Here is a 22,287-nt window from a genome sequence, read left to right on the forward strand (position 1 = left end):
GTTTCAAATACGCAAGATCGCCTCCGCCGTCCACACCGCCTGACTGAAGCACGCCTGAAGCAGGTAGCCGCCGGTCGGGGCCTCCCAGTCGAGCATTTCGCCGATGGCGTACACACCGGGCAGGGCCTTCAGTTCGTAATCCGCCGTCAGAGCGTCAAAGCGGATGCCGCCGGCGCTCGATATGGCGCGCGCCAGCCCCTGCGCCCCGGTCAGAGTCAGGGGCAAGGCCTTAATCAGGGCTGGGGTGACCGGCTGATCGCCTTCGCGCAGTACGGCGATCTGCGCCGGCGTCAGGTTCAGAGTCTTGCGTAAGCGATTGCTCAGACTGTCGTTTTTGGCCCCGCGCGACAGGCGGTTCTGGATCTGCGCCTCCGACCATTCGGGCTTGAGGTCTAACGACGCCACCGCTGCGCCCTTGCGTTCGATGGCGTCGCGCAGGGCGGCGGCAAAGGTGTAGATCAGCCCGCCTTCGACCCCGTCGCGGGTCAGCATCAGCTCGCCCTTGCGCGTGCGGCCGTCAAAGGTCAGGGCGACGTTTTTCAGCGGCTCTCCGGCGATTTTGTCGCGGAGCAGGGCGCTCCAGCCGACGCGAAAGCCCATATTGGCCGGGCGCAACGGCGCGACGGGTACACCCTTGTCGCTGAGCAACCGCGTCCAGCCGCCGTCTGAGCCCAGCCGCGGCCAACTGGCCCCGCCCAGCGCCAGCACGGTCACATCGGCTGCGACGCGCACGGTTTGGCCCTGATGCTCGAAGGTCAGGGCTGATCCGTCCCAGCCCGTCCATGTGTGGCGCAGATGAAAGCGCACCCCCATGCCAGAATTTGGCGTCTCCAGTCGCGTCAGCCACTGGCGCAGCAGGGGCGAGGCCTTCAACGCCTTGGGGAAGACCCGCCCGCTGGTCCCGACAAAGGTGTCGGCCGAAAGCCCGTCGGCCCAGTCGCGCAAGGCCTTGGGCGGAAAGGCTTCGATGGCGGGTTTGAGCGCCGCCGCCTGCACGCCATAGCGCCCGATAAAGGCCGCCAGAGGCTCGGAATGGGTGAGGTTCAGTCCGCCGCGCCCGGCCATCAGGAACTTGCGCGCCACCGACGGCATACGGTCATAGATATCGACCCGCAGGCCCGCGGCGCTCAGGCGTTCGGCCAGCATCAGCCCGGCGGGGCCGGCACCGATCACGGCGATGGAAGGGGAGGTAGTCATACGGCTGTTTAGGCCTATGCTTCGCCTTAAGGCAAGCCGCCGTTTGAGTCTTGGGTTTGATGGACGGACGGAAAGTCCACCCCACCCCCGTTTGCTTCGCTCACGGTCCCCCTCCCCGCCAGCAGGGAGGTATAGATTTATCTTACTTAAAACTCAAAGAGGATCAATTTCCCTCTTATGAGGCGCGCGCCTATGATGGCACCACACACCGGAGATCGCTCCGCAGGAGACCCGCCATGCGTCTGTTTGCCAAAACCCTGTCCTACGGGACCATTCACGTTCTGGTCGCTTCGACCGTTGCCTTTATCCTGACCGGCAACTGGGCGATCGCGTTCGGAATCGGCCTGCTGGAGCCGGTGGTGCAGACCCTAGTCTTCCCGCTGCATGAATATCTGTGGGAGCGCAAGGCACCGGAAAAGCTGAGCCTGTTCCACAGTCATTGATGACTTCTTTATTTTGCCCTTATCTTCCGGCATGACTCTCTCATTGCCAGCGGCAGCCGTTTCGGATTAAGCGTTTTGCATCTATCCTGTTTTCCAGAAGGATTGCCCCATGAAGCGCCCTATGAAGAGTCTTGTCATCCTCTCGCTGATCGCCATCCTGCCGGCCCTCTCGGCCTGCAACACCATCAAGGGCGTCGGCCGCGATATCGAATCGGTCGGCGACGCGCTCGACAAATCGACGCGCTAGGCAGGGCAGGTAGGTCTGGCGTCTGTCGCCTGAAACCGCTATCAGGGCAGATATGACCGACACGGCTTCCGAACGCTATACCCAGCACGGGCTGCGGCCTCTGGTGAATTTTCTCCAGCAGGCGCGCACGCATTACCTTGAGCAATATCGCTCATTTATAGAAAATCACCGCATGGCGGGCAATGCCGGCGAGCCTGAGGTGTTGCTCGAAGCCGAAGACGCTGCCCTGTTCGACGGTCTTCTGGTAGCCGACTATCTGATCACCGACGCTGACCCGCGCGTCGTGCGCTTTGAGCCGTCGCGGATGCTGAGCTTCAAGCCGATTACCGTGACGATCACCGGCATGGATATTGTCATTGAGCGCCTGCGTTGGGACGATGTGGTGGTGTCAAGCGATGTCGCCCTGCCGTCAAAGGCCGATCTTCAGGTGTGGTTCGAAGATTGGACCACGCCGCGCGAAGGCGAGGACGAACACCGCGAGGCGCTGGCCAATGTGCTGCACAGCGTCCGTTTCGAAGACGGGCGGTTTCGCATCGACTTCGGTTCGGCCCCACCCAAGGCGGTCATCGACCTTTTCTTGCTGCTGAACGAATCCGGCGCAAAGTCGGTGCGGCTGGTTTAAAACTATTGGCCACGAAACGTAGTTCGGCGAAGCCAAAAACACGAATGTGAGCCTGTGGCACGGGGCTGCGCCCGACGTATCAAGGGCTGTGTTTTGTCACGTGAGATTTTTTAGAAACCACAGATTACACAGATTTCACAGATTATCCGTGTCTGCGTCACGCAGGGGCGCGCAGCGCCAATCTGTGTAATCTGTGGTTCAAAGCCTTTCGGCGCGCCTTGCCCCTCACTCGTGCAAGTTGCGCTGATGGCAAGGGGCCCTTCGGGCCATGGCAGTGGGACAGCCTTTTCGTGCTTTTCGGGTTTTTGGTGGTCGAAATCCCTTACTTCTTACGTACCTCGATCTCATCGACCAGACGTTTGACCTGAGCTTCGATAAAGCTCAGCGTGCCTTCGTCGGTAAACACGCCGTCGGTGGTCTTCTTGTCGATAAAGGGTACGACCACCTCGGCGCCGCCCAGCGGATGTGCACCAATGGCCGCCAGCGTCCCGCGAATCTGCGCCTGCGCCCGCACGCCGCCGGTCGAGGCCGGTGAGGTGGTTATAATCAGGGCTGGCTTACCCGCCAGCGCCGCCTTGCCATAGGGGCGCGACAGCCAGTCGAGCAGGTTCTTTGTCGATCCCGGCATGGCGTAATTATATTCCGGGCTACCGACCAGAACGCCGTCCGCCGCCTGAACCTGCGCCCGCAGACGCGCCACGCCTTCCGGATAGGGCTCGACGTCAAGGTCCTGATTATAGACGGGAATATCGGCGACTTCGGCCACCTCGATTTCAACACCGGCCGGGGCGTTGGCCGCCAGTGTGCGCAGCAGGGCCGTCGTGTAGGACGCTTTACGCAGCGAACCGGAAAGGGCGATAAGCTTCGGGCTGGACATGGCGGTACCTCGCGTGATCTGTAATGACTTTGGCTACACATAGGCCGGGCCTGACGGGGCTGCAACCCTGATCAGGATAATAGCTTGCACCCGGCAGATGAAAAGGCGCAAGCTGTTTGCCTGCTGAACGAGGTTCTATGTCCACGCATTCCCATCATCACGATCACAGCTCTCACGATCGCGGGCACGATCCTCACGGCCACAGCCACGACATAGGCCCGGCGACCGATCCCGCCTATCGCCGCGCCCTGTGGTGGGTCATGGCCATCAATGCCGCAATGTTCTTCGTCGAAATCGGTGCCGGCCTGCAAAGCCAGTCGAAATCCCTGCTGGCCGATTCCCTCGACTTTGCCGGGGATGCGGCCAATATCGCGCTCAGCCTGTTTGTACTGACGGCGGCGGTCAGGGTGCGGGCCAGGACCTCGCTGCTCAAGGCGGCCAGTATGTTTGTCTTCGCCTTGTGGATTATGGGCACGACCCTGTGGCAGGTCTATACGGGCGATGTGCCGCGCGCCGAGGTGATGGGCCTGATCAGTCTTCTGGCGGTTGCGGCCAATGTCGGCTCGGCGCTTTTGCTGTGGAAGTACCGCGAAGGCGATTCCAACATGATGTCGGTGTGGCTGTGTACGCGCAACGACGCCATCGGCAATCTGATGGTGCTGGGGGCGGCGGTCGGGGTGTATTTCACGCAGAATACGCTACCGGATGCCATTGTGGCCCTGATTATGGTGGCGATGGGCCTTCAGGCCGCGACGCGTATCACGGAACAGGCGTGGGCCGAATTGAAGGGGCAATAATCCCTCCTCCCTGTTGCGCAGCCATGGGGAGGTGCCGAGCAAGCGAAGCGTGTCGAGGCGGAGGGGGATGACTCCAGGCTTTTTAGCGCGGCCGGGGCTTTAGAGTCATCCCCCTCCGGCGCTGCGCGCCACCTCCCCACGGCAAAGCCGCAGGGAGGAGAGGAGATTAAAGGCCCAGACCTCGCAAACGCGCGCGCAGTTGCGGCACGATTTCAGCATCGAACCACGGATGACGGCTCAGCCACAGGCGGTTACGCGGCGAAGGGTGCACCAGCGGGAAAAACGCGCCGTACTGATCGGCCTGTTGCACGCGTTCGGTCAGGCCGAGGCTATCATTGAGATAATAGCCCTGCGCATAGGCCCCGATCAGCAGGGTCAGTTGTATGTTCGGCAGGGTCTGCCGCACCCGGGCGTGCCACAGGGGAGCGCATTCCGGGCGCGGGGGATTGTCGCCGCTCTTTCCCCGACCCGGATAGCACAGGCCCATCGGCAGGATGGCGAAGCGGCTCTGGTCATAGAAGGACTCCGGTGTCACCTGCATCCAGTCGCGCAGGCGCTGACCCGAGGCATCGTCCCACGGAATGCCCGAGGCGTGGACCTTGGTGCCCGGTGCCTGACCGACGATCAGCACGCACGCGGCGGGGTCTGCGGCGCGGAGCACCGGCCGAGGCCAGAAAGGCAGGTTCGCTTCGCATACCCGGCAGGCGGCGATGTCGTCGAGCAGGCTCAAAACGGCGTGTCCTGCACCGGGGCCGCGTCATCATCGACAATATCGAACAGGTCATCGGGCGGCAGGGCCGGATCGAAGACACTGTTATCGAGCCAGCCCTGCCATTGCCGACGCCCGACCATCACCGGTTCGCGGTCGTGCAAGGCGGCCATCTGCGTGCGCGCCGGGCGGGTCAGTATGGTGAAGGTGTCGCCTTCCCACAGCCCGGCCAGCACCAGCGGTTCGCCATCGCGGCGCGTGATGCGGTGGCGGCGACCTTGATGCCATTCGTAGAAACCCGCCACCGGCACCAGGGCGTGACGCCGGGCAAAGACGTCGCGGAAGGTCGGCTTTTCCGCCGCGGTTTCGATACGCGCATTGAAGGTCGAGGCTTTCGGCGTCGCCTTCGCCCAGCCGGGGATCAACCCCCAGCGCGCGTGCGTCATCCGTGGCCCGGCGGTGACGATAGGGTAGGCGTCGGTGGGTTTGACCACATCGTTGAGTACCTCAGCCACAGCCTCATCGGTCATGCCGAGGCTGATCAGAAAGTCGCGCCACGCTTTCAGGGCCAGGAATTGTCCGCACATGGGATCAGTATAGGGGGCCGCACGCCCAAAACAAGACTCGCGCCATCCTTCGTTTTTCGTTAGGGAGGGCGGCATGTCTGCACCCTTTACCCGCATCTATGACGGCGCTGAGCCGATCCGCCTCAATAAATGGCTGGCGCAATCGGGCGTCTGTTCGCGCCGCGAAGCCGACGCCTTTATCGCCGACGGGCTGGTCAGCGTCGAGGGTGAGGTGGTGCGCGATGCGGGGCGCAAGGTCGAGGCGGGACAGAGCGTCAGCTTCAATCCGCAGGCGCAGGCATCGCTCGATGCCAAGCTGACGGTCGTCTATCACAAGCCGGTGGGTATTGTGTCGGGGCAGCCCGAAGCTGGCGAGACTCCGGCGGTGCGCATGATCCGCCGCCCGAACCACTGGGGGCAGCTCACCCAATGGCCCGATCAGGATTCGAAGCTGGCGCCGGTCGGGCGGCTGGATAAGGACTCGCGCGGGCTGTTGATCCTGTCGGAGGACGGCGTCCTGGCCAAGGCGATTATCGGACCGGACAGCGAGCTGGAGAAGGACTATACCGTCCGGGTGCGCGGGCCCATTTTTGAGGCCAAGCTGAAATGGCTGCGGCACGGGCTGGAGCTGGACGGGCGCAAGCTGAAACCCGCCGTGGTCGAGCAGGTAGGGGAACAGACCCTGCGCTTTATCCTGAAGGAAGGCCGCAACCGTCAGATCCGCCGCATGTGCGACATGTGCGAACTTAGGGTTCTCGACCTCTACCGCTCGCGCATCGGTCCGGTGGAGATCGGCGACCTGCCCGAAGGCCAGTGGCGGCTGCTGACGCCGCAGGAGCGGGCGGCCTTGCTGCGCCTTTAATGGGTGCAGGGGCCAAGCCCCTGCCCGCCGGAGGCTCTTTTGGTTACTTCGCCGCCCGGAAGCAGCTTGCCACGTGGTCATCGACCAGACCGACCGCCTGCATATAGGCGTAGAGTATGGTGGAGCCGACAAAGCTCATGCCGCGCTTTTTGAGGTCTTTCGACAGAGCGTCGGACACGGGCGTTGAGGCGGGCACGTCGCGCAGGGTCTGCGGGCGGTTGCGCTGCGGCTGACCCCCGACAAAGCCCCACAGATAGGCGTCAAAACTGCCGAACTCTTTTTGAATGGCCAGGAAGGCGAGGGCGTTTTTACGCACCGACGCGATCTTGAGGCGGTTGCGGATAATGCCGTCGTCGTGCATCCGCGCCTCGAGCTCGGCGTCGCTCAGGGCGGCGCAGGCGGCGATGTCGAAGCCTTTGAAGGCGGCACGGTAGGCGTCGCGGCGTTTGAGGATGGTTTCCCAGTTGAGCCCGGCCTGTGCGCCTTCAAGGATCAGCATTTCGAACAGCAGGCGGTCGTCGTGGACCGGCACGCCCCATTCGTGGTCGTGGTAGTGTACATAGTGCGGCTTGCTTTCGTTGACCCAGCCGCAGCGCGTCCGTCCGTCGCTCATTTTGTCTCCTCCTGAGCGCATGCCAAAACGTGTGAAACGGTTTTTGGGCTCATGCGCGACCAAACACAAGATCAGCGCAGGTTTAGCCCATTTGGCGCGTATTAATGTCAGCATAAGCGCGAGGCGACCTGCGAATCCGTAAAACTTTTGCCGACGATGTGGATTTTGAGTCACGCGCGCCATTTCCGGTCCTTACGCAGGCCTGACAAAATGATCCGCTGAGCTTATCGACCGCTTATCCAGATCACACGGTGTGTCGCGGAATGGCCGCATTGCGGCGATTAAGGATTTTGCGCTTTTTACCGCTACCGCAAGGGCTTAGACGCGGCGGCCCGCCAGCGGCGGCGCGGCTGCGGCGGAAATGCGGCCCTGCCTTCCGCATTGCGGCCAAAGCGTGTTTTACCCGCAGATGACGCGTACAGGGGCCGGTTCCCGATGGTTTACTTACCCCCCGGTCCGTAGCCTGAAACTCAGCCGGGGCGCTGTTGAGCCACACAGCTTGAACGCCCAGCACGCAGGCTTTCCCTTTCAAGGGGGAGACACCGGCTGGTCTTTCTGTTCGCACCGGATGCGCGGATGGAAAGCGCCACGGACACACATTCAACTGGAACCGAAAGGAACCCCACCATGACCCGTTTTAACCTGACCACCAAGATCGCCGCCTTCGCCATTGCCGGTGCCGCCCTGTCCATGACTCCGGCCCTGGCGCAAACGGCCCCTTCGACCGACGCTACGGCCACGGCCGAAGCCCCGGCGGCCTCCACCACCCTGACCGGCAAGATCGCCGCTGCGGGCGAAAAGGCCGGCACCTTCACCCTGAAGGTCGGTGAGGCCCCGGCGGCCAAGGAAATCGCCGTTGACGCCTCGGCCGCTACGTCTGACGGCCAACCCTTCGCCATCGGCGATGAAGTGACCGTCACCGGTACCCTGAGCGCCGACCAGATGGCCCTGAAGGCGTCTTCGCTCGCCAAGTCGGGCGCTGCGGCGACCTCGGCCCCGGCGGACTCTTCGGGCGCGCAGTCTTCGCCGTCCACGGAGCCGGCTCCGGCCACTGAACCGGCTCAGCAGCCCGCTCAGTAATTCGGCTGACCTGAGCTAAAGGCCTCAACCGGTGCCCGCCGACGGGCATCGGTCAGCCCCGCCGCCCCTCCGGGGCACTGAGGGCCACTCAGCGAAAACCCCGTCCGGCCACCCCTCCGGATGGGGTTTTTTATATCGCCAGAGAGGGGGGTTTTTATCATCGCAGGCCCGTCTCCGGATCGCTTTCTTATCGGGGTGCGGACAGAATTAATGTCAATAAAACAGGAGGATATGATGAACGACCTTATCACCAACGGCCCCTTAAGCGACTGGAACGAGCATGATGCCTTCTGGCAACGCGACTTTGCCAACCGGCCCTATGGAGCGGAAGAGAGCTATGGTCAGTTTCGCCCGGCCTATCGCTTTGGCTACGACCTTTACGGCGAACACGAAGGTACGGCCTTCAACGACCTCAGCGACGAGCAGTTGCGCCATCGCTGGGACACCTATCCGGAGCGCGGCGATCTGAGCTGGGATCGCGCGCGTGATGCGGCCCGCGACGCCTATGCCCGCCGCGACATTGATCCCGCACCGCGTCTGGAAGCGGTGATCGACAAGGACTGAGGCAAACGCCCCGCCCCTTATCCGGCCGTCCTGCCTTGCAGGGCGGCCTTTGAGCGCTTTCCGAAAAGTGGGATGCACTTTTCGGATAAAAAGCGCAGTAAACCAAAAACTTAGAGCGTTGTTTCGATTCAGAATGAACGAAATACGCTCTAATGTTTGGAGAGGTTCAGAAGCGGCGATTGACCGACAGCCAGTAGGTACGCGGGCGCAGGGGCGTATTTTGCGAGGCGGTGTCGAGGGCGAACGGGTTGCCATAGGCGAAGCTGTTGCTCTTGTTGCCCGTGGCATTGGTCACGCGCAGGGCCAGCGTATAGGCCCCCAGATCGGCGGTGCTCCCCAGATCGAGATTGACATAGCCCTTCATGCGGATGATGCGGCTGATGCCGTAGTTGAGGGGCGAGCCGTCGCGGTATGACAGGACGGCGGTGTTCTCCAGCGGCAGGGTGAACAGCGGCGTGCGCCACTGGGCGCTCAGACTGGCCATGCGACGTGAAATATAGGGCATCCCCTCTTCGCGCACCTTGGCATAGATGGGATTGGTCTTATGCAGGTTGGGATCGCTGAACTGCGCCCGCAGTTGCAGCGTCAGGTCGTCTATGGGTCGCCACCCGCCTTCGATTTCGAGGCCGGTATTACGCCCATCGCCGATATTCAGCGTCACCGGCAGGCCGGTGGGGCGCAACTGATCGGACTGGATATCGCGCCATTCGATATGGAAAAGGGCGGCGTCCACCCGCAGACGGCCATCCGGCGCGCGGTATTTCAGACCGGTCTCAAGGCTGGACAGACGGTCCCCCTTATAGGTGCCGGGGACGATGCTCTTCTGAGCCGTGGTGGTGTTGAAGCCGCCGGTGCGGAACCCGTCAGACGACAGGGCATAGAGCATCAGCGAGGCGGAGGGCTGATAGCTGAGCATCAGTTCGTGCGTCACCGGATTGGCATTGATGACGCCAGTGATGCGCCCGCTGGTGGCATAGTCCACAAGGCGCACCCGCGCGATATCGCTGAGGGTGCGGTGACGCGACCTTTGCGCCCGCAGACCCGCCGACAAGGTCCACTTCGGCGTCAGGTCCCAGGTGATCTTGGCGAAGGCGGCGGCATCGTCGATACGGTCGGAGCGATCCTCGTCATAGAGGGTGCGCCGGGTATAGACGTCGATCAGCAGCGGGGTAAAACTTTCTTCGCTTCGGGCCGCAAACACCCCGGCCAGCCAACGGACCGGACGGTCGGACGGCGAGACGTAACTGGCTTCGAGGCTGGACAGACGGATGATCTGATCCTCCTCGAAGAAGAAAACGCCGGAATTGGCCACGGAGACGTAGCGCCCGACGGGCTGTGCATCATACCCGGTGTGAATCTTGTGACGTAACCGGTTGAGCGATACCCGCCACGTCCCGGACGCGCTTTCGTGCGTCACCCCCATCGCCAGGTTCTGGAAAATATTGTCGTGCGGCTCGGCCAGAGACAGGGCGCGGCGATAGGAGCCTGTGCGCCCCATGACGTACTGACTGTTGGACGAGCGCAGGTCCTGCATGGTCACGGTCGAATCGAAGCTCAGGCCCGGCGTGGCCTGCCACTTGACGGACAGACGTCCGCCCGAACGTTCGGTGTCGTTGCTGGCGTTGCGCGTAAGGGCCACATCCTTGATGAATCCGGCGGATTTTTCATCCCACAGGACGGCGCGTACCGCCGCTTCGCCCGGCAGGGGCAGGTTGATCATGCCGGTGGTGCGCCACGACGGCTTGCCCTCGGAGGCCGTACCGAGGGCGACGCCCGCTTCGCCTTCGAAATGATCGAGCAGCGGTTTGTTGGTGACCAGCCGCACGACGCCCGACAGGGCCCCCTGACCGTACAGATTGCCCTGCGGTCCTTTCAGGACTTCGAGGCGCGCCATATCGACCAGCAGAAGGTCGGGGTCGGGCGCATTATAGGTGATGGGCGTATCGTCCAGATAAAGCCCGACCATCGACTGGGTGCGGCCGGTCAGCACGCTGTCGGAAACCCCGCGCAGGAAGATCTTGTCGCGCCCGGGCCCCAGATTGGTGACGGTCATGCCCGCGACGTGGGGGGCCAGGCTCGACAGATCGGTATCATTGCCCGACAGCATGGGCGGCGCGACGACGCTGACCCCGGCCGGCGTGTCGAACAGGCGCGTCGGGTGACGCACGATGATCAGCGGGATGTCGTCATCGGACGGCGGCGCGACGGCGCGGGGCGCAGGCGGTGCGGCGGGACGGGCGACGACCGCGAGGGGCTGCGTATCGCGGACCAGCCGATAGGTGACGGCATCGACGCGCTCGACGCGGCATTGGCTGCCGGACAGGAGCTTTTGCAGGGCCTGCTGTGCCGACAGATGGCCTTTGACGGCACGCGGGGTGGCGGCGCACAGGGCCGGATCGACGCCGCCCACGGAAATGCCGCTGCGGGCAGCCAGCGCGATCAGGGACTGGGTCAGGGGACGGGCGGGAAGGTCGAGCGCGTGGCGACGATCGGCCGCCTGAGCGGCAGAGACGCTGAATACCGCAGCGCAAACGCTAGCGGTCAGAAGCCCTTTGGCGCAGATAGATGGCTTCGGGCGTCGTGCGGGCATCGACCGGTAAGAACTCAGCTATACGCCCGGCAACCGCAGACTGCGAATCGAGGGTCAGGATGGCATTCAGCCTCAACTGCGCGGCGTCGCCTTCGACGATGATCGGCTTATCGAAATACCGGTTCAGGTCGGCGGCCACGACGGACAGCGGCTGATTGCGATAGATAGCACGGGATGATTGCCACGCAAAGGCCTCCGACGGGTCGGCCTTGGCCAGGTGCCGGGTGCCCGACGCTTCGCGGTAAGTGCTCATATCACCGGGTCGCAGGCGCGTTGCCGCGCGACCATCGGCCATCTCAACTTCGCCCTCACGCACGGCCACGCGCACCTCGCCATTGAGGCGTGCTACATTGAATTCGGTGCCGATGTCGGTCAGGGTCAGGTCGCCGGTGCGCAGGCGGAAGGGCTGATTGGCCTTGTGCGCCACGGTCACCGCCACTTCGCCACGGTCGAGGGTGACGGTGCGCGCCGAGGCGGTCATCTTTACCGACAGGTGGGTGTCGGTATTGAGCATCAGTTGCGTGCCGTCGGCCAGGGTGACGGACTGGCGTTGTCCCTTCTGCGTGGCATAGACCTCGGTCGGCGACAGGGTGCCGGAGGCCAGAAGGAAGACGCCCGCCACGACGGCAGCCAGTCCGCTGGCGCCCATGGCCATCAGGCCGAAACGGCGCGTCGGCTGACGCACGGGCAGGGGGCGAACAATGGGGGTTTCGCTGGATGCGGGCGCATCGGCGTCCAGCGCGTTCCACAGGGCCAGAGCCTCGGCATAGGCGCGGGCATGGCGCGGTGAAGTGTCGAGCCAGTCGATCAGAGCGACGATCTCGGCTTCGCCGATCGTCTCCGACTGTGCCCGGATGGCCCAGTCGGCGGCTTCGGCTTCGATTTTCGCGTCGATGTCCGACATGGTTATTGGCCTCTCTGACCTGATGACACCCTGATACGCTGTTACCCGTAAAATTTCCTTCGCACCGCGGTAAATTAATTCAGCCGCCGACTTCGGTTGAGCGCCAGAAGGTGTTTGAGCGCGCTGCTCAGATGTTTTTCGACCGAACTGAGCGAGATGTCGAGGCGGCGGGCTACCTCGGTCTGGCTGAGGCCCTCCAGCTTGTGCAGCCGGAAGATGTCGCGTGTCCGGGGCGGCAGGGCGTCAATGTCCTTCAGGACGGCGCGCAGGGTCTGACGCGCCCCCAGCCTGGCCTCGGCATCGGGTGAGGCGTCGGCTTCGCCCGTCATCTGTGGGTTCAGGCCCTGCCACGCGTCTTCGCGCGCCTCGCGGCGGCTGAGCGCGCGGCGTCGGTTGAGCCACAGATTGTTGGCCATGCGGAACAGAAAGGCCAGAGGTTCCTGAATATCGCCGTCTATGCCGCCGCGCATCAGGCGCAGATAAAGGTCCTGCAGCACGTCCTCGGCGCTCGCTTCGTCGCCGCACAGCCGCGTCAGGTAACGCAGCAGCACGTCGCGTTTGGCGAAATAGGTTTCCGTCAGGCGCGCGGGGTGGGTCATCGGCTCTCTGAGGTTGACGCAGCGTCTTGATATAGGAGCGATTTTCCTTCGCCGACAAGCCTTTCTGCGGTGTGGCACGCAGCAAAGTAAAAAAATTATAAAAATTTTAAGACAGGGCATGAGGGTTGCCCCGATCGACGGTGTCATCTGATCAGGAGGCTCCTCCGGAAGGTGACCGCCAGCTCTGCGGGGGGCAGGCGGAGACCGGGGCCTTCACCTTAAACCTGAGCCGGACGTCGTGAGTCTGCGACGTCCGGATTTTCTTCCGCAATTCCTGCGAGCGGGGCTGTGTCGATGCGTTTGCTGAACATCATGCTGACCAAGGCGAAGGGTGGAGACGGCCTGATGGCGCGTCACTATCACGAAGCCCTGACGGCGGAAGGCTACGACGTGGTGAGCGTCGGCCATCCGGACGGCATGTTGTCCGATCTGCCGGGCTTCCGACCGCTCAATAACCGTTTTATCTCCGACCCGATCTGCGCCCTGCGTCTGGCGGGCTATACGCACAGCTTCCGGCCTGATCTGGTCATTGCCCATGGCAACCGCGCCGGGCGCACCTGTATGCTGCCCTTTATCGGCACACGCCAGCGTACGGTTCAGGTGCTGCACACCCCGTCGTACAAGCCGCACCTGAAAGACGTGTCCGCCGCCCTGTGCGTCAGCGGCCGTGTGCGCGAAGGGGCGCAGTCGCGTTTTCCCGGTCTGCGCCTGTTCGATGTGGCCAACTTCTCGCATCTCCGGGCCCTGCCGGTGAAGCCGAAGGGCAACCCGGTGCCGGTCATCGGGGCCATGGGGCGTTTGCATTCGATCAAGGGGTTCGACCTGCTGCTGGAGGCCTGTGTTGAGCTGCGCGCCGCCGGTCAGCGCTTTGAGCTGTGCATCGCCGGGGACGGCCCTGAGCGCGCCGCGCTCGAAGCCCTGACCCGTCAGTTCCGCCTTGAAAATCACGTGCGCTTCTGCGGCTGGGTCAAGGACCCGCTGAGCTTCCTTAACGGGGTCGATCTGTTCGTTGTGCCGTCTCGTGAGGAATCCTTCGGCCTGGTCGTCATCGAGGCGCTGGCCGCCGGGGTGCCGGTGGTGGCGTCGGACACCGAAGGCCCGCGCGAAGTTCTGTGTGGCGGTCAGTTCGGTGCCCTGTTCCCCCGGGAAAACACCGCAGCCCTGGCGCAGGCGCTCGGTGGCGCGCTCGACAACTGGTCCGACTGGTTGCGCCGGGCGCGCGACGCGCAGACCTATGCCATCGACTCTTTCGGTTTTGACGCCGGTCGCCGCCGTCTGCGCCGCACGGTCGAGGCGTTGGCGTGATCGAACTGTGGCAGGCGGGTTTCGTCCCGCGACCGCTTGAGGACGTGGCCTTTGCTGCGCCGCGTGCCGACGAGGTGGTGTGGTTGCCGCCGCAGGGCGCGTTCCGTTTTGTCGCCGACCCCTTCGGCCTGAGACGCGAAGAGGGGATCACCGTCTTCGCCGAGACCTGGGATTATCGCATTAAGCGCGGCGAAATTCATTATTTTCAATATGATCACGACTACCACCTGATCGCTTCGGGCCCGGCCCTGATCGCGCCGTTTCACCTGTCCTATCCCTTCCTGATCGAAGAGGCGGGTGAACTCTATATGCTGCCCGAAGCGCACAAGAGCGGCGTCCTGACCCTCTATCGCTGCGAGCGCTTTCCCGACCGCTGGGCGCCGGTCAAGACCCTGCTGGACGTCCCGGCCATCGACGCCACCGTCGTCAGGCACGACGGGCGCTGGTGGATGTTCTACGCCCTGCCGGGGGCCGAGCGGCGGGCAATGCGCGAACTGCATGTGGCCTATGCCGACGACCTTCTGGGGCCGTGGCAGCCGCACGCCGCCAACCCGGTGCGCGCCGGGCTTGAAACCTCACGCCCCGGCGGCACGCCCTTTGTCCGCGACGGCAAGCTGCACCTGCCCATGCAAGATTGCGTGGCGACCTATGGCGCGGCGATCAACCTGCTGCGCATCGACACCCTGACGCCGGAACGCTTCTGCGCCGGCCCCGTGGCACGCCTGAACGGGGAGGGCCTGCTGGAAGGCTATGGCGACGGTTTTCATACCCTGTCGGGGCACGGCGGTGTGACCTTTATCGACGTCAAACGCCTGCATCGCTCAGCGGCGGAGCCGTTGATCAAGCTGCAATTCAAGCTCAGGAAGGCTCTGGGGAAGCGGTAACAACCTGCGCCAGGTCGCGCCACGCGCCCTCATCCCAGAAGCGCCGCGCCTGACCCGATGGCGACGGCAGCACCCACAGCGTCGTCTCTCCCGCCGTTTCCACCTGCCGCCCCAGCGCAATCTGACCCGTCGGTCGCCCCAGAAAGACGCTGGCCGCCGTCTTCGAGGTGAAGGCCAGATGCCGCGGCGCATATTCTGTGATCTTGGCCCTTAAGGCCTCGGCGTTCCACGCCTCGGCGGGCAGGTCCACATCATTGCCATAGTGCGCCTTGCACAGGTCCGTCAGCCCGATCCCATGGTCGAGCAGGCGCGGATACTCCGTCGGCGACAGCCGTTCGTGGGTCAGACCCACCTTATGCAGGGTACGCCAGAAAAAATTCCCCGGATGCGCATAATAGGCCCGCTTCTGCGCCGACACCCGCCCCAGCGCTGTGCCGCAAAACACCAGTTTCAGCCCCGGCCGCAACAGGTCCGGCACCTTGTGCGCGTCGGGCAAAAGACCAGCACGGTCCAAAGGCGTCATGGGTTATGCCTGTTTAAGAAAGAGCCTCCGGCGGGCAGGGGCTCAGCCCCTGCACCCATTACACGCCCGGCACAAAGGCCGCGCCGCCGGTCTGGCCGCGATGGCGCAGACAGGCGTCGAGCAGGGTGCAGCTCATCATCGCCTCGGCCACCGGCACGGCACGGATACCGACGCAGGGGTCGTGGCGGCCCTTGGTGCGGATATCGACGTCCTTGCCGTCAATGTCGATCGACTGACGCTCGGTCAGGATGGACGAGGTCGGCTTTAGCGCCAGCCGCGCCACAATCGTCTGCCCCGTCGAAATGCCGCCCAATATGCCGCCCGCGTGGTTCGATAGGAATTCGATACCGTCCGGTCCCATGCGCATTTCATCGGCGTTCTGTTCGCCGGACAGGGTAGCCGCGTTGAAGCCTTCGCCGATTTCCACACCCTTGACGGCGTTAATCGACATCAGATTGGCCGCAAGGTCCGAATCCAGCTTGCCATAGATGGGCGCGCCCCAGCCGGCGGGCACGCCTTCGGCCTGCACCTCGACCACCGCGCCTATGGAGGAGCCCGCCTTGCGTATGCCGTCGAGATAGTCTTCGAATTGCGCCAGCGTGCTGGCGTCCGGCGAAAACAGCGGGTTCTGATCGACCTGCGCCCAGTCCCAGTGCGCGCGGTCGATGGTGTGGACCCCCAGTTGCACGAGGGCGGCGCGCACCGCGATCTGCGGCCCGATCAGGGTTTTCAGCACCTTCAGCGCCACGGCCCCGGCGGCGACGCGCGCCGCGGTTTCGCGCGCGCTGGAGCGGCCCCCGCCGCGATAGTCGCGGATACCGTACTTGGCAAAATAGGTGTAGTCGGCGTGGCCCGGCCGGAACTGACGCGCGATTTCACCGTAGTCCTTCGAGCGTTGATCGGTGTTTTCGATCAGCACCGAAATCGGCGTGCCGGTCGTCTTGCCCTCAAACACGCCCGACAAAATCTTCGCTTCGTCGGCTTCGCGGCGCTGGGTGACAAAGCGCGAGCCGCCCGGCTTGCGGCGGTCGAGCGCCCCTTGCAGATCGGCCTCGGACAGCGCAATCCCCGGCGGGCACCCGTCGATCACGCAGCCGAGCGCCGGACCGTGGCTTTCGCCCCAGGTGGTAACGCGGAAAAGATGACCGAAGCTGTTGTGCGACATGGAGCCAGCGCTTTCCGAAAAGTGGGACGCACTTTTCGGATACAAAAGCGCGTTAAGCCTAAAATCAGAGCGTAATTTCGCTTCAACTTGAACGAAATACGCTCCAGCCTTTTTTATGCCGTGGCCTTACGGCACTTCTGCGGGGCGCGCAACTCAATCGTGCTGAAGTCTTAAGCCCACTTGCGGTGAAATTCGGCCAGCAGGTCTGAGGCCGGGCGCATAGGCGTCTCAAAGGCCTCAAAACGCAGATGCAGATCGCCCGCCGGATAGCGTGCCGTGGCGGGCAGGCCCAAGCCTTTAAGCGTCAGGCGGTTATCGACGGCGTCGCTCAGATCGACCGTCTGCGGGCCGTGCGGTGTCTCGACGCGCACCTGTCCCCCCAGTCGCAGGCGGCGGGCCTCGACCGGCACGGTTAGACACAGATCATGACCCTCGGCGTGCAGGTCCTCGCGGCGTTCGATCTCGATGCGGAAAACGTGCTCCGTACCACCGGGCCGTGCGGCCTTAAGCCGCAGCCGTTCCCCGTCGCGCAGGCCCGCCGGCAGGGTGATGCGCAACGTCTTGCGGTGCATCAGGCTGCGACCCGGTCCGGCGTCATGGATCAGTTCCAGCGGCAGGGGCACATCGGTGACAATGCCGCCCCCCGTGACGGCTGTCTCGACGCTGAGACGCAGGGGCTCTGCCGGGTCGGACAGTTCTTCTATGATTTCCGATATATCCGGCCCATTCCTGAGCTGTCGCATCAAAAGATCGCGGGCCAGAATCAACCGTCGCAACGGCGCATCTGTGCCGTTCAGGTCCGGATGTGCCCGTTTCACCCGCTGGCGAAAGGCCGCTTGTACGTCTTGCGCGCGGATCGGTTCACTGAGACCGAGGAGGCCGAGGGCGGAGGTTCTGTTCATTCTGAAGAGACGGGCCGGAGATATATTGACGCACTGTGCTCCCCTATGGTCAACAGCGGGTTAACAAACCCATTATAGCTCTCCGCCGCAGGCGGGGAGACACCGGTCTGGAGAAACCCCTATGTCCCGTTCCGATCTGATTCCTCCCAGCCCTGACTATGCCGATGCCCATGCCGCGAACGAGGCCGATATCGACGGGGCCGAGCCGTTTGATCTGTTTGGTCAATGGTTGATGGATGCGCGCGGCAAGGAGCCGAACGACCCGAACGCCATGACGGTGGCCACGGTGGACCCGGAAGGCATGCCCGACGCGCGCATGGTGCTGCTCAAGGATTTCGACCGGCAGGGCTTTGTTTTCTATACCAATACTGAGAGCGCCAAGGGGCGTCAGATTCTGGAGGCGCGCAAGGCCGCCCTGTTGTTTCACTGGAAGTCGCTGCGCCGTCAGGTACGAATCCGTGGCACAGTCGAACTCGTCAGAGAGGCCGAGGCGGATGAATATTTCGCGTCGCGCGCCCGCAATTCGCAGATCGGGGCCTGGGCGTCGGAGCAGTCACGGCCACTGGAAAGCCGCTTTGCGCTGGAAAAGCGCGTCGCCGAATATGGTCTGAAATTCGGCATCGGGGCGGTGCCGCGCCCGCCGCACTGGACGGGATTCCGCATCGTGCCGACGGAGATGGAATTCTGGCGCGACAAACCGTTCCGGCTGCACGACCGCCTCAAGTTCGAACGGGCCGGCGACGGGTGGGTGAAGTCGAAGCTCTATCCGTAAAAAGTGCGAAACCTGGAGGCAGTTCGGGTGCTTTCTTAGGAACCACAGATTACACAGATTTTGAGTCTCAGATGACCTTATGGGGGGAGTCTAAAGTCGCGCAGCGCCAATCTGTGCAATCTGTGTAATCTCTGGTTCTCAATAATGTCAGAGCGTCGGTCTAAGGCCGCCGCGTGGGCGCGACTTAGGAATCTGCGCATCGAAGACATTAGCCAGCGGTCAAGGTACCACGCTCGTGAACGCGTAAGCATTTTCACCACGGATAGACACGGATGACGGCCTTTCGGCGGTCGTCACGGATGGTCAGCGCGCGATTAAACCGTCATAAGCTCAGAATATCCGTGGGTGCCCGCGGGCGGGCAGCATCCGTGTCTATCTGTGGTTAAACCTTATTCCCTCTCACCACCCGGATGGATCGGGGCTGTAGAAGGGCCGCACGTCCGACACGCTGAGGCCCGCTGTATGGGCGGCCTCAATACCTTCGTCGCTGTCCTCATAGGCATGAGCTTCGGACGGCGCGATGCCCAGACGGCGACAAGCCTCAAGATAAAGGTCCGGGGCCGGTTTACCGACGCCCGTATCTTCAAACGCCACCACGGCGTCAAAGCGCTCATAAAGTCCGATGGCTTTCAGAGTGGCCTCGACAATTCCCTTTTGCCCGCCGGAACAGACCCCTAGTTTCAGCTTGCCATAACAGGCCCTGACCAGCGCTTCGGTGGCCGGGATGGCCTGCACGGCGTCGATGTGCGCCAGAAACAGGGGTGCGTTGCGTGCGGCGACGGCCTCGGCATCAAACGCCGTGCCGGTTTCCTGCGCCACGGCTTCCAGAAGGGCTTTGCGCGACCAGCCCAGCCGCGCGGCGTAAAAGTCAGCGCGAAAGTCGATGCCAAAGGGGGCCAAAGCCGCCCGAAACGCCCGGTAATGGGCAGCGAAGGTGTCGGCCAGAGTCCCGTCACAATCGAAGATCAGGGCTTTGGCGTGTGCGGGTGGGTGCAGCGAGTCAGCGAATATCATCCGAACTGTCTATACCAACCACCGCGTCATGGCTTGACGAAAAGACGGCGGGAGTCCAGACAGACGGGGTTTTCCTGTGTTCTGAGTATCCTGCATGACCGACGCCTTTTTGCCCGACGCGCTACCTGATGCCCTTATTGCGCACCTGTCCGAAGGGGCCGATGACATCATCACGACCTCCTGCGCCGTGGTGATCCTGAAGGGCAAGCGCGCCTACAAGGTCAAAAAGAGCGTCGATTACGGCTTTCTCGACTTCACCTCGGTCGAAAAGCGCCGCAAGGCCCTGCTGCGCGAACTGCGCTACAATCAGCGCATGGCCGCCGACATCTATCTGGGGGTTGAGGAAATCAAAGGCGAAAGCGTGCTGGTCATGCGCCGCTTCGACACGGCGGGTGTGCTGGCTGAACAGAGCCAGTTGCGCGCCGACTGGACGCCCGATCCTGACCTGATGCACGATCTGGGGCAGATCATCGCGCAGTTCCACGCCGGCTCGGAAATCTGCCGCGATGCCGAGCACGAATTTAACGTCAAATACGTCATCGACTCGAACAAGAAGAATATCGAGGTCTTCCGCGAGGAACTGGGGGCCGAGGCTGTTGATGCCTATGACCGCGCTATTCAGGCCGCCTATGCGGAACTGGTCGAGGATGTGAAACGCCGCTTCGCCGAAGGCTATGTCCGTCATTGCCACGGCGATCTGCACCTCGGCAATATCCTGATCGAGAACGACAGGCCGGTGCTGTTCGACTGCATCGAGTTCAATGAGCGGCTAAGCCAGATCGACGTGCTCTATGACCTCGCCTTCCTGCTGATGGACCTGTGGGTGCGGGGGCATGACGTCGCTGCCAATACCGTGCTCAATATCTATGTCGAAAAGGCCGCGCGGCTGGAGGACGACATCCACAGCGTCTATGCCGGGCTGAAACTGCTGCCGCTCTATATGTCGGTGCGCGCCGGGGTGCGCTGTCACGTCAATGCCAACTATGGCGGCACGCCCAACTACGCCATGGAAAAGGCGAAGATGTATCTCCAGGCCGCGCACGCCTTTCTGGAAATGAAGCCGGCGGAATTACTGGCCGTCGGCGGCCTGTCCGGGTCGGGCAAGAGCACCCATTCGCGCCATATTGCGCCGCAGACGGGGCGTGCCCCCGGCGCGCTGGTGCTGCGTTCGGACGAGATGCGCAAACGCCTGTGGGCCTGCCCGGAGTTCGAGACCCTGCCGAAGGAGGCCTATACGCCGGAAGAGAATGCGCGCGTCTATACGCACATGTTCGATCTGGCACGCACGGCGGTGCGGAGCGGTCAGTCGGTGATTCTCGACGCCACCTTCCGCAATCAGGACCGGGCGCGTGAGGCGAAGGCCCTGGCGGAAACGCAGGGCGTCGCCTTCCGCGCCCTGTGGATGGACGTCCCGGCGGATGAGCGGCTGCGGCGCGTCCTGCAAAGGCGCAATGATGTGTCGGACGCCACGCCGGACATTGCCGGGGCGCAGACCGATCCGGCGCTCGATACGGACCTGTGGACGATGACGCCGAATCCGTGATCGAAACCAAGGTAAATATCGCGTGAACAGGTGCATTTTTGACACGTTCCCTGCGTATAGTTCGCGCGATAACAGGTAGGCCGGTGACGACGCCTTGCGATTAGCCGAGGGTCCGCTGGGGACAGTAAAGTTTTTAGGGCTGGGACAACGTGCCGGACGAAGTGACGCATTTTGACGCCGAAACCGCGGTAGATACGGGGCAGGGGCGCAGGAAGGGCCTTGGCTTTGCGCCGGTGGCCTTTGTCATCAGCCTGTTTGCCCCCCTGACCTATGGCGTGGCCATGCTGGCGACGCGCAGCGGCTACATCAGCTATGATCTGGGTTTCAACACCATCGCCCTGACCTATGTGCCCAAGATCGCCACGGTGGCGATGATTCTGTCGGCCCTCTCGCTGCTTATCTCCGTCTTCAAGGCGCCGAAGACCTACGGGCCGTGGGCCCTGTCGGCGGTGATTGTCTCCGGCTCGGTGCTGGCGGGGTATTACGCCTATGAACTGCGCCTGAAGGCCAACCCGCCGATTCACGAGGTGGCGACCGACTGGGAACGCCCGGTAACCTTTTCGAGCAAGCTGATCACGGCGCGCGGCCCTTCGGCGCATCCCGTCGAGGATTCGCCCTATGTCGGGCGCAACGTCGCCTATGAATGGGCGGGGCAATCGCTGGCGGCGATCAATGCGCAGACCTGTCCCATGGCCTCTACCATACCCGGCCGTCCCAAGGATGCGGCGGCCGTGGTGCGTATTCTGCGGCAGGAAGGCTATGTCGTCTTCGGTCAGTCCGACTGGCGCGTCGAAGCCATCTGGGAAGATCCGTGGTGGGGCAATCGCTCGGACCTCGTCGTGCGGCTGGATCCGGACAAGACCGATATTCGCTCGGTCAGCCGCGAAGAGGCCGTCGATCTGGGCGGCAACTGCAAGCGCGTCACGGCGCTGATTCAGCGCCTCAAATCCTGACCCCACAGGGAATTTTACCACATCGGGCGGCTTAAGACTTGCTTAACCCTCTCCATCTGAGGAGAGGAGGCCGCCATGTTGTCCCGTTTTGGCTATATTGTCTCAAAACGCGCCCTTTATCTGGCGACGGGTTGGCTGATCCTGTTTGCAGCGCAGTTGAGCGTCGCCAGTTGTACGCCTGAACCCGTCACGGGCTATGCCGTGCGCATCAGCGCCGAACGCTGAGCCGCCCGCGTAACACCAAGATAAAACATCAGTTTCCGTAGCTGCCGCTCCATAAATCGCGGCCGCCTCATTTATGTTGCATTGCAATATAGCGAACAGCGTTCCTTAAAAATAAGTTTCTTTTGAAACCTTAGGCCGCTCGCAGGTCGTGACAAATCGGTCGCATCTCTTTTCACTTTTATGGGGATAATTTGCTGCCCAAAAGGCGAAAAACTGAAAATTTCCAGACCTTTCGTTGAATGTGGGGAACGCGGCAAAGAAATAGCCGACGCTTGCCACCTTACAGTTTTGTAATTAACGCGCTGAAAAAACGAGAGAATTTTAGTTTCAG

At 62.9% G+C, this 22,287-nt stretch carries 25 protein-coding genes; 13 read left to right on the forward strand and 12 right to left on the reverse strand.

Translation table 11 applies throughout. The annotated features are described in order from the left end of the window. Positions 1-3: 3 nt before the first annotated feature. A complete protein-coding gene (locus PQU94_RS12700; protein WP_272741822.1) occupies positions 4-1,197 on the reverse strand; it encodes a BaiN/RdsA family NAD(P)/FAD-dependent oxidoreductase in 1,194 nt (397 codons plus the stop codon). 236 nt (positions 1,198-1,433) lie between these two features. On the opposite strand from PQU94_RS12700, the gene PQU94_RS12705 reads away from it, so the two are divergent. The 3 genes from PQU94_RS12705 to PQU94_RS12715 all read left to right on the forward strand — a co-directional run bounded on the left by PQU94_RS12705 (position 1,434) and on the right by PQU94_RS12715 (position 2,509). Then, positions 1,434-1,640, forward strand: a complete 207-nt coding sequence (locus PQU94_RS12705; RefSeq protein WP_272741823.1) for a DUF2061 domain-containing protein — start codon at positions 1,434-1,436, stop codon at positions 1,638-1,640. Positions 1,641-1,749: 109 nt separating this feature from the next. After that, the gene (locus tag PQU94_RS12710; protein WP_272741824.1) at positions 1,750-1,887 is read left to right on the forward strand and encodes an entericidin A/B family lipoprotein; all 138 of its coding nucleotides are present in this window, start codon (positions 1,750-1,752) and stop codon (positions 1,885-1,887) included. Between the two features lie 52 nt (positions 1,888-1,939). Next, positions 1,940-2,509, forward strand: coding sequence for a hypothetical protein (locus tag PQU94_RS12715; RefSeq protein ID WP_272741825.1), 570 nt, complete (start codon positions 1,940-1,942; stop codon positions 2,507-2,509). Between the two features lie 322 nt (positions 2,510-2,831). On the opposite strand, the gene PQU94_RS12720 is transcribed toward PQU94_RS12715, so the two are convergent. Next, positions 2,832-3,386 (reverse strand): NADPH-dependent FMN reductase, encoded by a 555-nt coding sequence (locus PQU94_RS12720; protein WP_272741826.1) that lies wholly within the window; start codon positions 3,384-3,386, stop codon positions 2,832-2,834. Between the two features lie 137 nt (positions 3,387-3,523). Here PQU94_RS12720 and PQU94_RS12725 point away from each other — a divergent pair, with 137 nt between their 5' ends. Continuing rightward, a complete protein-coding gene (locus tag PQU94_RS12725) occupies positions 3,524-4,183 on the forward strand; it encodes a cation efflux transmembrane domain-containing protein (RefSeq protein ID WP_272741827.1) in 660 nt (219 codons plus the stop codon). Positions 4,184-4,349: 166 nt separating this feature from the next. Here PQU94_RS12725 and PQU94_RS12730 read toward each other — a convergent pair whose 3' ends face one another. Beyond that, positions 4,350-4,913, reverse strand: a complete 564-nt coding sequence (locus PQU94_RS12730; RefSeq protein ID WP_272741828.1) for a uracil-DNA glycosylase family protein — start codon at positions 4,911-4,913, stop codon at positions 4,350-4,352. Next, positions 4,910-5,479, reverse strand: a complete 570-nt coding sequence (locus PQU94_RS12735; RefSeq protein ID WP_272741829.1) for an SOS response-associated peptidase — start codon at positions 5,477-5,479, stop codon at positions 4,910-4,912. Before PQU94_RS12735 ends, PQU94_RS12730 begins: the two co-directional genes overlap by 4 nt. A 73-nt stretch (positions 5,480-5,552) precedes the next feature. Between PQU94_RS12735 and PQU94_RS12740 the strand changes: the two genes are divergently transcribed. After that, the gene (locus PQU94_RS12740; protein ID WP_272741830.1) at positions 5,553-6,320 is read left to right on the forward strand and encodes a pseudouridine synthase; all 768 of its coding nucleotides are present in this window, start codon (positions 5,553-5,555) and stop codon (positions 6,318-6,320) included. A gap of 43 nt (positions 6,321-6,363) precedes the next feature. Here the strand turns inward: PQU94_RS12740 and PQU94_RS12745 are convergent, their stop codons facing one another. Beyond that, entirely contained in the window at positions 6,364-6,933 is a 570-nt protein-coding gene (locus tag PQU94_RS12745) for a DNA-3-methyladenine glycosylase I (RefSeq protein ID WP_272741831.1), read from the reverse strand. Between the two features lie 627 nt (positions 6,934-7,560). Here PQU94_RS12745 and PQU94_RS12750 point away from each other — a divergent pair. Continuing rightward, positions 7,561-8,013, forward strand: coding sequence for a hypothetical protein (locus tag PQU94_RS12750; protein ID WP_272741832.1), 453 nt, complete (start codon positions 7,561-7,563; stop codon positions 8,011-8,013). A 234-nt stretch (positions 8,014-8,247) separates the two neighbouring features. Further along, positions 8,248-8,577, forward strand: coding sequence for a hypothetical protein (locus tag PQU94_RS12755; protein ID WP_272741833.1), 330 nt, complete (start codon positions 8,248-8,250; stop codon positions 8,575-8,577). A gap of 166 nt (positions 8,578-8,743) precedes the next feature. On the opposite strand, the gene PQU94_RS12760 is transcribed toward PQU94_RS12755, so the two are convergent. The 3 genes from PQU94_RS12760 to PQU94_RS12770 form a co-directional block, all read right to left on the reverse strand. After that, the gene (locus PQU94_RS12760) at positions 8,744-11,167 is read right to left on the reverse strand and encodes a TonB-dependent receptor (protein ID WP_272741834.1); all 2,424 of its coding nucleotides are present in this window, start codon (positions 11,165-11,167) and stop codon (positions 8,744-8,746) included. Then, entirely contained in the window at positions 11,112-12,071 is a 960-nt protein-coding gene (locus PQU94_RS12765; RefSeq protein WP_272741835.1) for a FecR family protein, read from the reverse strand. The genes PQU94_RS12760 and PQU94_RS12765 overlap by 56 nt, the downstream gene beginning before the upstream one ends. Positions 12,072-12,145: 74 nt before the next feature. Then, entirely contained in the window at positions 12,146-12,670 is a 525-nt protein-coding gene (locus PQU94_RS12770; protein ID WP_272741836.1) for an RNA polymerase sigma factor, read from the reverse strand. Between the two features lie 294 nt (positions 12,671-12,964). Between PQU94_RS12770 and PQU94_RS12775 the strand changes: the two genes are divergently transcribed. Together PQU94_RS12775 and PQU94_RS12780 are read left to right on the forward strand one after the other, a co-directional pair. Next, entirely contained in the window at positions 12,965-13,975 is a 1,011-nt protein-coding gene (locus tag PQU94_RS12775) for a glycosyltransferase (RefSeq protein ID WP_272741837.1), read from the forward strand. Next, positions 13,972-14,859, forward strand: a complete 888-nt coding sequence (locus PQU94_RS12780; RefSeq protein ID WP_272741838.1) for a glucosamine inositolphosphorylceramide transferase family protein — start codon at positions 13,972-13,974, stop codon at positions 14,857-14,859. Before PQU94_RS12775 ends, PQU94_RS12780 begins: the two co-directional genes overlap by 4 nt. Here PQU94_RS12780 and PQU94_RS12785 read toward each other — a convergent pair. From PQU94_RS12785 to PQU94_RS12795, 3 genes are all read right to left on the reverse strand, one after another. Next, positions 14,834-15,382, reverse strand: a complete 549-nt coding sequence (locus tag PQU94_RS12785; protein ID WP_272741839.1) for a mismatch-specific DNA-glycosylase — start codon at positions 15,380-15,382, stop codon at positions 14,834-14,836. The two genes, PQU94_RS12780 and PQU94_RS12785, sit on opposite strands and share 26 nt — an antisense overlap. 58 nt (positions 15,383-15,440) lie before the next feature. Then, on the reverse strand, positions 15,441-16,547 hold the full coding sequence (aroC, locus tag PQU94_RS12790) for a chorismate synthase (RefSeq protein ID WP_272741840.1): 1,107 nt from the start codon (positions 16,545-16,547) through the stop codon (positions 15,441-15,443). A 170-nt stretch (positions 16,548-16,717) separates the two neighbouring features. Beyond that, positions 16,718-17,449, reverse strand: a complete 732-nt coding sequence (locus PQU94_RS12795) for a DnaJ C-terminal domain-containing protein (RefSeq protein ID WP_272741841.1) — start codon at positions 17,447-17,449, stop codon at positions 16,718-16,720. A 121-nt stretch (positions 17,450-17,570) separates the two neighbouring features. On the opposite strand from PQU94_RS12795, the gene pdxH reads away from it, so the two are divergent. Beyond that, positions 17,571-18,221 carry a pyridoxamine 5'-phosphate oxidase gene (pdxH, locus tag PQU94_RS12800; RefSeq protein ID WP_272741842.1) on the forward strand — a complete coding sequence of 217 codons (651 nt, stop codon included), beginning with the start codon at positions 17,571-17,573 and terminating at the stop codon, positions 18,219-18,221. 399 nt (positions 18,222-18,620) lie between these two features. On the opposite strand, the gene PQU94_RS12805 is transcribed toward pdxH, so the two are convergent. Next, complete coding sequence (locus PQU94_RS12805; RefSeq protein WP_272741843.1) at positions 18,621-19,235, reverse strand: HAD family hydrolase; 615 nt, start codon at positions 19,233-19,235, stop codon at positions 18,621-18,623. A gap of 94 nt (positions 19,236-19,329) precedes the next feature. Between PQU94_RS12805 and PQU94_RS12810 the strand changes: the two genes are divergently transcribed. The 3 genes from PQU94_RS12810 to PQU94_RS12820 all read left to right on the forward strand — a co-directional run bounded on the left by PQU94_RS12810 (position 19,330) and on the right by PQU94_RS12820 (position 21,956). Next, the gene (locus PQU94_RS12810) at positions 19,330-20,778 is read left to right on the forward strand and encodes a bifunctional aminoglycoside phosphotransferase/ATP-binding protein (RefSeq protein WP_272741844.1); all 1,449 of its coding nucleotides are present in this window, start codon (positions 19,330-19,332) and stop codon (positions 20,776-20,778) included. Between the two features lie 149 nt (positions 20,779-20,927). After that, positions 20,928-21,731, forward strand: a complete 804-nt coding sequence (locus PQU94_RS12815) for a DUF1499 domain-containing protein (RefSeq protein ID WP_272741845.1) — start codon at positions 20,928-20,930, stop codon at positions 21,729-21,731. 75 nt (positions 21,732-21,806) lie between these two features. Continuing rightward, on the forward strand, positions 21,807-21,956 hold the full coding sequence (locus PQU94_RS12820; protein WP_272741846.1) for a hypothetical protein: 150 nt from the start codon (positions 21,807-21,809) through the stop codon (positions 21,954-21,956). Positions 21,957-22,287: the final 331 nt, after the last annotated feature.

It is taken from the genome of Asticcacaulis currens (assembly GCF_028550395.1).
In the GTDB taxonomy this organism is placed as follows: Bacteria; Pseudomonadota; Alphaproteobacteria; order Caulobacterales; family Caulobacteraceae; genus Asticcacaulis; species Asticcacaulis currens.

What these genes read in the sequence shown, in the direction of transcription:
- PQU94_RS12700 (WP_272741822.1), bottom strand. Translation starts at nt 1,197, where the DNA reads ATGACTACCTCCCCTTCCATCGCCGTGATCGGTGCCGGCCCCGCCGGG.
- PQU94_RS12820 (WP_272741846.1), top strand. Translation starts at nt 21,807, where the DNA reads ATGTTGTCCCGTTTTGGCTATATTGTCTCAAAACGCGCCCTTTATCTG.
- PQU94_RS12705 (WP_272741823.1), top strand. Translation starts at nt 1,434, where the DNA reads ATGCGTCTGTTTGCCAAAACCCTGTCCTACGGGACCATTCACGTTCTG.
- PQU94_RS12710 (WP_272741824.1), top strand. Translation starts at nt 1,750, where the DNA reads ATGAAGCGCCCTATGAAGAGTCTTGTCATCCTCTCGCTGATCGCCATC.
- PQU94_RS12750 (WP_272741832.1), top strand. Translation starts at nt 7,561, where the DNA reads ATGACCCGTTTTAACCTGACCACCAAGATCGCCGCCTTCGCCATTGCC.
- pdxH (WP_272741842.1), top strand. Translation starts at nt 17,571, where the DNA reads ATGTCCCGTTCCGATCTGATTCCTCCCAGCCCTGACTATGCCGATGCC.
- PQU94_RS12755 (WP_272741833.1), top strand. Translation starts at nt 8,248, where the DNA reads ATGAACGACCTTATCACCAACGGCCCCTTAAGCGACTGGAACGAGCAT.
- PQU94_RS12810 (WP_272741844.1), top strand. Translation starts at nt 19,330, where the DNA reads ATGACCGACGCCTTTTTGCCCGACGCGCTACCTGATGCCCTTATTGCG.
- aroC (WP_272741840.1), bottom strand. Translation starts at nt 16,547, where the DNA reads ATGTCGCACAACAGCTTCGGTCATCTTTTCCGCGTTACCACCTGGGGC.
- PQU94_RS12725 (WP_272741827.1), top strand. Translation starts at nt 3,524, where the DNA reads ATGTCCACGCATTCCCATCATCACGATCACAGCTCTCACGATCGCGGG.
- PQU94_RS12805 (WP_272741843.1), bottom strand. Translation starts at nt 19,235, where the DNA reads ATGATATTCGCTGACTCGCTGCACCCACCCGCACACGCCAAAGCCCTG.
- PQU94_RS12795 (WP_272741841.1), bottom strand. Translation starts at nt 17,449, where the DNA reads ATGAACAGAACCTCCGCCCTCGGCCTCCTCGGTCTCAGTGAACCGATC.
- PQU94_RS12720 (WP_272741826.1), bottom strand. Translation starts at nt 3,386, where the DNA reads ATGTCCAGCCCGAAGCTTATCGCCCTTTCCGGTTCGCTGCGTAAAGCG.
- PQU94_RS12760 (WP_272741834.1), bottom strand. Translation starts at nt 11,167, where the DNA reads ATGCCCGCACGACGCCCGAAGCCATCTATCTGCGCCAAAGGGCTTCTG.
- PQU94_RS12745 (WP_272741831.1), bottom strand. Translation starts at nt 6,933, where the DNA reads ATGAGCGACGGACGGACGCGCTGCGGCTGGGTCAACGAAAGCAAGCCG.
- PQU94_RS12785 (WP_272741839.1), bottom strand. Translation starts at nt 15,382, where the DNA reads ATGACGCCTTTGGACCGTGCTGGTCTTTTGCCCGACGCGCACAAGGTG.
- PQU94_RS12735 (WP_272741829.1), bottom strand. Translation starts at nt 5,479, where the DNA reads ATGTGCGGACAATTCCTGGCCCTGAAAGCGTGGCGCGACTTTCTGATC.
- PQU94_RS12715 (WP_272741825.1), top strand. Translation starts at nt 1,940, where the DNA reads ATGACCGACACGGCTTCCGAACGCTATACCCAGCACGGGCTGCGGCCT.
- PQU94_RS12770 (WP_272741836.1), bottom strand. Translation starts at nt 12,670, where the DNA reads ATGACCCACCCCGCGCGCCTGACGGAAACCTATTTCGCCAAACGCGAC.
- PQU94_RS12775 (WP_272741837.1), top strand. Translation starts at nt 12,965, where the DNA reads ATGCGTTTGCTGAACATCATGCTGACCAAGGCGAAGGGTGGAGACGGC.
- PQU94_RS12740 (WP_272741830.1), top strand. Translation starts at nt 5,553, where the DNA reads ATGTCTGCACCCTTTACCCGCATCTATGACGGCGCTGAGCCGATCCGC.
- PQU94_RS12765 (WP_272741835.1), bottom strand. Translation starts at nt 12,071, where the DNA reads ATGTCGGACATCGACGCGAAAATCGAAGCCGAAGCCGCCGACTGGGCC.